Here is a 6,710-nt window from a genome sequence, read left to right as displayed (position 1 = left end):
ACGCTGTTGCTGTTGCTGTTGCTGTTGCTGTTGCTGTTGCTGTTGCTGTTGCTGTTGCTGTTGCTGTTGCTGTTAAAGCATATTTTTATAAGAGGGTAAGACGAAGTTGATTTGAAAAAGGCGTACGCAGATCCGGATAAGAGGCGGGTGGCCATACGTGACCGGGCGGAAAGGGCCGGTGCGTCAGCACCGGCTTTTCACGGCCCGCAGGGCGGCGGTTTGCCGTTCCGGGGCTGGCACAAAGCGCAAAGCAAAACCGCGCCAGGCGGCGCGGTACAGGATAATATTCGCAAGGGATAAATGCAGCTGTATGCCGCTTAAAGCTGCGCAAGCGTCTGCAGGGTTTCCGGGTTCTGCTGCACCATCCGGATTAACAGTACGGCCTGAGCGTTCGGTTTAGCCCTGCCCTGCTCCCAGTTCTGATAGGTGGTCTCACCGGTGTGCAGATAGTGTGCAAAAACCGCCTGTGACAGGTTAAGTTTTTCGCGTACGTCGCGCAGCTCGTGCGGCGCGATGGTGACGGGCTCGCGCTTGCTGACCTTGTAAGTCTTTAGCGTGATTTTTCCGTCCTGGTGATCTTTCAGCTCCTGCATGCCCGTCATCAGCTCACTGAAAATGTCGCGTTCAGTCATGTCTCAGCCCCTTTTTAATTACGTTCAGCGCCTCCGCCAGGGCGTCGCGCTGCTGTTTGGTCAAATTGTCACGCTGATCTTTATCGTAGATGGTAAACAGGATGAACTGACCTTTTTCGTTGGTCCAGTAATAGATAACCCTGATCCCCCCCCGGGTGCCTTTATTTCGTCGCTCATCCCGGAACCGTACTTTACGCAGACCGCCCGTGTCAGGGATCACATCACCTTTTTCCGGGTCGGCCAGCAGCATTCTCTGAAATAGCCTGAACTGGTCATCATTCAGATAGTCGGCCCGGTATTTTTCAAAGCTCGAAAGCTCAATAAATAGCGCGTGCATGTTTTTTCCCTACCCCCAACTTGGGGATATGATATCCCCATATTGGGGATACATCAATAATTTTAAGTAATGATTGTTGGCTCATTCTGTGCTGGCAGTTTGTTGGGGTCTGACGCTCAACAATAATGAAGATATTGCACGCCTCTCGCCGCTTTGCCATGGACATATCAATATGCTCAGCCATTTTTCTTTCATGCCGACAGAACTGGTGGCAAAAGGGCATCTGCGGCCACTAGAAGAGGCGTAAGAGGAAGAAAGCATTGCTTAACGTGAGTTTTCGTTTCACTGAGCGTCAGCCCTTAAAGGATAAAAGGTTAACGCCTAATTAAATAGAAAATAGGCGTCTGTAAATAAATGTAAATAGGAATGATGATCATTATTGTTTGCATTAGCCTTACGTCAAACAACTGTATGTATATACAGATTTTATGTGGCATGGAAAACAGAAAAGGAGTTTTATATGAGTTATGAAAATTACAATAACGGTAATGCCCCGGAGCCCGGTCTGGTATGGAGTGGTTCGAGTTGGGCTTATCCAACAACTGGATACACAAGTGGTAATACAATGACCGTGTGGCCTCAACAAGGAGAGCAGAAGCCAATTAATTTTTCAGGACCGCCTGGAGCCCCTGGTTATAACGAGCCAACTGATGGAATGTGGATTGATGTACCTAACGCTGTGAGTGCGGAGTTGCAACGAGCTTTAAGCAGGATAGGTGCAGCCTTAAATGTTCCACAATGGGATGATTTTTTAAGCGCACCTTTTACAAAATTTACTCCGGCGTATGAGTTCCCATCATCGGACAACATGGTGCTCCCATCGATCATGATTATGCCCGCTAAACATCTTACACATTCATCTATGGCTGCAAATGCTCCTATACCCTCATCAGTAGATTTGCATACCCGTATTGCTGATGATGTTGTTGATGGGATTCAATATCTATCAGCTGTAGGCAACAAAACTCCTACTCCCTTCAAGGTGCCGGTGCGTATGGCTAAAGCTACTAAAGCTGATGGGAATTGGGATGCAGGGTGGCAACCCGGGAGTCTTGGGTTTCTTGAATTAACTGTCGTTAACAAGCCTCATCAACATCCATTTGAGGGCAGGCTTGGAAATCTTGCTGAACTTCCATTACGACCGGCTGGCAGCACTGTGGGTGCAATGACAAATGACTTTGTTCTATGGTTCCCCATGGGCAGTAATCTTGAACCATTATACGTTGCATTCACAACAATTCTTCCTGCTGGACCGCTCAAGAACCGTGCTGATCAACAAGCTGCAGCACAGACTAAAATTGATGTACAACGTATGCAAGATGCTGCTAAATCTGTGGTCGATTTTTACCAACTGGCAACGGATCGGGCCGGTGCGCAGGCAACTAAAGCAGCCCAAGAGTTGGCAAGCCAAGTAAAAGGTAAAACTGTCCGAAATGCCGAGCAGGCTTTGGCTGCGTTTAATAAATACAAAGATGTGCTCAATAAAAAATATAGCTTAGCTGATAGAGAGGCTATAGCTAAGGCATTAGATGCCACCAATATGCAAACATTGGCTAATAATTTAAAGCGATTAAGTAGAGGCCTTGGTTATACATCAAAGCTCTTCGATGCGAGCACAATTATTAAAGAAGCACGTAACGCACTCAGGTCGGGTGACTGGAAACCATTCTTTGTTACTGTGGGCAGCATGTATGCTGGACAACAAGCAACAGCCCTAACCGCATTGGCCTTCAGTGCTTTACTAACAACTCCAATGGGCATTGTTGGATACGTGTTTCTGCTAATGGCTGTTAACTCTTTCGTAGGGGATACGTTTACCACTGAGTTAAAAAAGCTGGCAGGCGTTCAATAAATAAGATAGGCCACTCACGAGTGGCCTTTTTTTGAGAAAACAGTCATCAAAAAGTAAACGGCACTGGCCGGGATGGCAATCAGATAACAAAAGATGTAATAGGTAGCATAAACTGGATTTTTGGCAGGAGTGTCATACCATATCCCTCTGTGCCAATATTCCCTTGTCGTATATTTCAAAGCGATTGTTTCTACCATTTCCTTAGAGAATGGATATAAGAAAGTGTTAAATATTGATATATACCAAACCATCCACCAGATTTTATCATTTGGATCTATGTAAAGATTGATGCTAATGATTGCGAAAATGGACAAAGGCCATACTAAGTTTCTTTGATATTCCGTTAAGGTCATATTTCCTCCATTAACCTGATGTGATTATGCAGAATTAGCACTTGTAATTCAATAGATAATGGTAATCATTATCAATTGATACAATTACGTAGCATCCACACCAAGAATGATTCTTGTGAGCAACCAGACCCTCTCTGGTTAGTTTCAACAGATCTCCCAAAGTTAGCGCAGTAGAGAACGTCCACTGTGATGAGAAGGCTTTACCTCGTGATGAAAAGCGCCGCGCCCACGCGGCGATCATGTTCTTCAGGTCGTGTTCCGGCACGCTGTCACGCTAGGCGGCGAACCAGCCGCGCAGCGTCTCCAGCGTGCTAAACGCAAGTTCCGTTTCAGCCTGGCGGATGAGGTTCTCAAGCTGGCGCTCCCGGTAGTCCGCTGCCTGCTGTTCACGTCTCGTGGCATGGCTGACGGTCTTATCTGCAGCATGTTTCGCACGCCCGGCCCGGCGGAAGACCGCCTCCGGAAACAGCGTAGTGGCCAGCTCGCCCGGCAGCGGTAGCGGGCACACCTCACCCGCCGTGCTGAGAAAAGCATCAAGCGCGCTTTCCCACTCCGGCAGCGGCGCGCGCTTTTCGCGCGGCTGCAGATAAATTCCCCTTATCCGGTTCAGGGCTTTCACGCTGATGCGGCTCGCGCCGCTCAGCTGCTTCATAAAGGCGGCGACATAGGGATAACGGCCAGGCCTTGCGCCCATCTGCTGTGCCAGCTCAACAGCTGCAATTGCCTGCAGAGCGGCCTGCCTTTCCGTCAGCAGCGGCACCAGCGCCAGTGATGTCGGGATCATGCGGCGTAGCCCTGCCTGCATGAGACGCTTAGCGATGGCTTACACGTGCTCCCGCTCAGCCAGCGAAACCACGCCATTTCCCGCCACAATTATATGATCGATTACCCTCACTCCTACCAGCTCCAGAGCCAGCTTTAACCGCGCCGTAATAGCGATGTCAGGCTGAAGAGTTTATCCGACAACTGGCAAATTATGAAAATAAGAGAAAAACATAACTGTACGTATATGACAGGCATGGGGTAGCGCACTGACACATGCGCTACCCCATGCCTTTGTTGGATGCTCAGATGCTTAGTGGTAATTTAGCAGCGTAGCCGCTTAAACGAATATGCCCTTAGGCCTGCCTTTCACTCAACGCAGGCCACTCTTTATACCTTCGCTTAACCAGAAAACGCCTGCTTTCAGTTTTATCCTGGCGTGCATTCACCTTTTCACTCTTAACTGAGGCTACGATCCCGCAGACATTTACCGAAGAGAAGCAGCTTTTGACTTGCCCGTTCCAGACGGATCGGGACGCGGATTCATTTAAACATGCAGCAGACGCCAGAGGGACGTGGTCTGTCTTATCCGCTTAAAAAAGGGAGCTCATTCAGTAAAATCTGTGGCATCAGAAGCAATGCGCCAGGCAGCAAGATTCTTATGTATGGTCAGCATTTTTTCTTCAGCAAGAGCATTTGCAATCTTACCTGCAAACAGATGCACAGGCGGTTCTGCAGTAGCTGCCACATGCAGAATCAGTGCAGCCAATTTTTCTGGATCACCCGCCTGTTTTCCATCGAGTCCATTAAGATGTAAATCCAATGATGCTTTTGCCTCGGTATAAGCATCAATAGTGCGCCCGGCGACAACTAAACTCTCACTGGATAAAAAACCGGTACGTATCGGCCCAGGGTAGACCACTGTTGCCTTGATACCCAGCTCCGCTAACTCAACTGCAAGGGTTTCGGTCAACCCAGCCAAAGCAAACTTACTGCCGACGTAGCTGCCCCAACCTGCATAACCTCCCTGAAAACCAACAATAGAGGCTACGTTAAATATGTGACCGCTGCGCTGATCCCGAAGATAGGGAAGGACATGACGTAGCACATGCAGGGGTGCAAAAACATTTACATCGAAATTACGGCGAAGCTCCGCGTCGGTCAGAGCCTCAATAGTGCCCTGCTGACCATAACCTGCATTATTGACTACACGATCAATACGACCAAACGTCGCGATAGTTTTCTCAATCGCAGCCTGCACGCTCGTTTCACTGACCAGATCAACTTCCAGAGGCAGAACATTCGGGTTTTCCTCATCAAACACAAGGTGGAGACTGGCTAACGTACGTGATGTAGCGACTATGGCATCTCCCTGAGCCAAAGCTTGCCTTGCCAGCGCCAACCCTATGCCGCGCGCGGCACCGGTAATAAACCAAACGCTTACACCTTTTTTTTGCTGTTGCATAATTCGGTACTCCCGCAAATTGAATTAATGAATGGCAACACGCATGTCACCATCGCTAATCACAACGGCACTGACCATCTGACTGTGTTAGTGCCGTGTTGAACTATTGGGAATCGTAAACATGCAGGCGTATTTAAAACAGGTCTATATCTCTCCAGTCATTGCCTGTTTATATAATTAAACATATAAAAGAGGTAAAATAAGCACAATTAGTTGATCATTTGCATGACATGGGTGAGAAGGAAGCAGATATGAAGAGTTGCACATCTGTACAGCAAGCGGAAATGGTAGCAATAATTAAAAGGCTTGCCCCCAATGAAGGCCATACTAGCTCGCTGTTAGCAGGTGTAAAGCTGATGCGGTCCGATCGCCCTTTGGGACGCACGCCTGTCATGTATGAACCTAGCATCGTTATCGTTTGTCAGGGAAGCAAGCGCGGTTATTTAGGTGATAAAGTCTATTTTTACGATGCTCAACACTATCTCGTGCTATCGGTCCCATTACCTTTTTCGACCGAAACTAATGCAAGTCAGGAGGAGCCACTCCTGGCTATCTCGGTTAGCCTCGATATGACCGCTATCGCTGATTTAATTCTGGAGGTAGATCGTAACGTCAGTAGCCCTTTAACTGAGCCGCTTGGGATAATATCAACTGGACTTGACTGTGCTCTCTCTGATACAGCATTACGTTTATTACATGCGCTCACTGACCCACTTGAAGCAAGGGTGCTTGGCCCCGGAATCGTAAGAGAACTTTGTTTTCGCGTATTGACTGGAGAGCGTGGTGGCGCAATACGTGCTGCCTTAGCCAGCAATGGAAGTTTTGCACGCATTTCTCGTTCTCTTAAGCGGATTCACGACAACTACGCCCGATCGCTGAACGTCACTTCACTTGCTCGCGAAGCGGGTATGGGCATACAAACATTTCACTCCCATTTTAAAACGGTCACCGGCACATCGCCTCTTCAGTATATAAAGTCCGTCCGATTACATCAGGCACGACTGCTTATGATTCGCGACAACCTGACAGCTGCTGCGGCAGCAACACAAGTCGGTTATGAGAGCTCTTCACAGTTTAATCGGGAGTTCAAACGTACCTTTGGACGTAGCCCTGGCGAAGAAGCACGTGAGATGAAAATGGCTTTCGCTTTACTTCCGGCCGCTCAGCTTGAGAATATTGCGGCCACCCATTAAAAATGGGTAGCCAGTGAACGCAACCTCAGGTCGGTAAAAACCCTAACCACTGAGCGATTCTGGCAGGTCTGATCTGACTAGTAGCGCGCAGGAGTTTACGCAGTTTGTGGTGGAAT

The 6,710-nt window shown here is 48.3% G+C and carries 9 protein-coding genes; 2 read left to right on the top strand and 7 right to left on the bottom strand.

The window, feature by feature from the left end; genetic code table 11:
• Positions 1-317 precede the first annotated feature (317 nt).
• Genes HA48_RS21515 through HA48_RS22305 form a run of 3 tightly spaced genes read right to left on the bottom strand, consistent with a single transcriptional unit; the run spans position 318 to position 1,153 of the window.
• Positions 318-632 (bottom strand): helix-turn-helix domain-containing protein, encoded by a 315-nt coding sequence (locus HA48_RS21515; RefSeq protein WP_128603129.1) that lies wholly within the window; start codon positions 630-632, stop codon positions 318-320.
• Positions 625-969, bottom strand: a complete 345-nt coding sequence (locus HA48_RS21510) for a toxin (protein ID WP_128603128.1) — start codon at positions 967-969, stop codon at positions 625-627. Before HA48_RS21510 ends, HA48_RS21515 begins: the two co-directional genes overlap by 8 nt.
• Positions 950-1,153, bottom strand: a complete 204-nt coding sequence (locus tag HA48_RS22305) for a hypothetical protein (protein WP_208613167.1) — start codon at positions 1,151-1,153, stop codon at positions 950-952. The genes HA48_RS21510 and HA48_RS22305 overlap by 20 nt, the downstream gene beginning before the upstream one ends.
• Before the next feature lie 276 nt (positions 1,154-1,429).
• Here HA48_RS22305 and HA48_RS21505 point away from each other — a divergent pair, with 276 nt between their 5' ends.
• On the top strand, positions 1,430-2,821 hold the full coding sequence (locus HA48_RS21505) for a colicin-like pore-forming protein (protein ID WP_128603127.1): 1,392 nt from the start codon (positions 1,430-1,432) through the stop codon (positions 2,819-2,821).
• Positions 2,822-2,835: 14 nt separating this feature from the next.
• Here the strand turns inward: HA48_RS21505 and HA48_RS23015 are convergent, their stop codons facing one another.
• From HA48_RS23015 to HA48_RS21485, 4 genes are all read right to left on the bottom strand, one after another.
• Positions 2,836-3,072, bottom strand: a complete 237-nt coding sequence (locus HA48_RS23015) for a colicin E1 family microcin immunity protein (protein ID WP_425270682.1) — start codon at positions 3,070-3,072, stop codon at positions 2,836-2,838.
• A 376-nt stretch (positions 3,073-3,448) separates the two neighbouring features.
• On the bottom strand, positions 3,449-3,958 hold the full coding sequence (locus HA48_RS21495; protein ID WP_158086982.1) for a plasmid SOS inhibition protein A: 510 nt from the start codon (positions 3,956-3,958) through the stop codon (positions 3,449-3,451).
• A gap of 39 nt (positions 3,959-3,997) precedes the next feature.
• Positions 3,998-4,108 (bottom strand): JAB domain-containing protein, encoded by a 111-nt coding sequence (locus tag HA48_RS22840; protein ID WP_425270681.1) that lies wholly within the window; start codon positions 4,106-4,108, stop codon positions 3,998-4,000.
• A 435-nt stretch (positions 4,109-4,543) separates the two neighbouring features.
• A complete protein-coding gene (locus HA48_RS21485) occupies positions 4,544-5,401 on the bottom strand; it encodes an SDR family oxidoreductase (RefSeq protein ID WP_128603124.1) in 858 nt (285 codons plus the stop codon).
• A gap of 251 nt (positions 5,402-5,652) precedes the next feature.
• Between HA48_RS21485 and HA48_RS21480 the strand changes: the two genes are divergently transcribed.
• The gene (locus tag HA48_RS21480; RefSeq protein ID WP_244182926.1) at positions 5,653-6,594 is read left to right on the top strand and encodes an AraC family transcriptional regulator; all 942 of its coding nucleotides are present in this window, start codon (positions 5,653-5,655) and stop codon (positions 6,592-6,594) included.
• Positions 6,595-6,710 lie beyond the last annotated feature (116 nt).

It is taken from the genome of Pantoea wallisii (assembly GCF_002095485.1).
Lineage (GTDB): Bacteria > Pseudomonadota > Gammaproteobacteria > Enterobacterales > Enterobacteriaceae > Pantoea > Pantoea wallisii.
The sequence above is the reverse complement of the archived record's forward strand: the minus strand, read 5'-3'. Positions and strand labels throughout refer to the sequence as shown.

What these genes read in the sequence shown, in the direction of transcription:
- HA48_RS22305 (WP_208613167.1), bottom strand. Translation starts at nt 1,153, where the DNA reads ATGGCTGAGCATATTGATATGTCCATGGCAAAGCGGCGAGAGGCGTGC.
- HA48_RS21510 (WP_128603128.1), bottom strand. Translation starts at nt 969, where the DNA reads ATGCACGCGCTATTTATTGAGCTTTCGAGCTTTGAAAAATACCGGGCC.
- HA48_RS21485 (WP_128603124.1), bottom strand. Translation starts at nt 5,401, where the DNA reads ATGCAACAGCAAAAAAAAGGTGTAAGCGTTTGGTTTATTACCGGTGCC.
- HA48_RS23015 (WP_425270682.1), bottom strand. Translation starts at nt 3,072, where the DNA reads ATGGTTTGGTATATATCAATATTTAACACTTTCTTATATCCATTCTCT.
- HA48_RS21515 (WP_128603129.1), bottom strand. Translation starts at nt 632, where the DNA reads ATGACTGAACGCGACATTTTCAGTGAGCTGATGACGGGCATGCAGGAG.
- HA48_RS21480 (WP_244182926.1), top strand. Translation starts at nt 5,653, where the DNA reads ATGAAGAGTTGCACATCTGTACAGCAAGCGGAAATGGTAGCAATAATT.
- HA48_RS21505 (WP_128603127.1), top strand. Translation starts at nt 1,430, where the DNA reads ATGAGTTATGAAAATTACAATAACGGTAATGCCCCGGAGCCCGGTCTG.
- HA48_RS21495 (WP_158086982.1), bottom strand. Translation starts at nt 3,958, where the DNA reads ATGATCCCGACATCACTGGCGCTGGTGCCGCTGCTGACGGAAAGGCAG.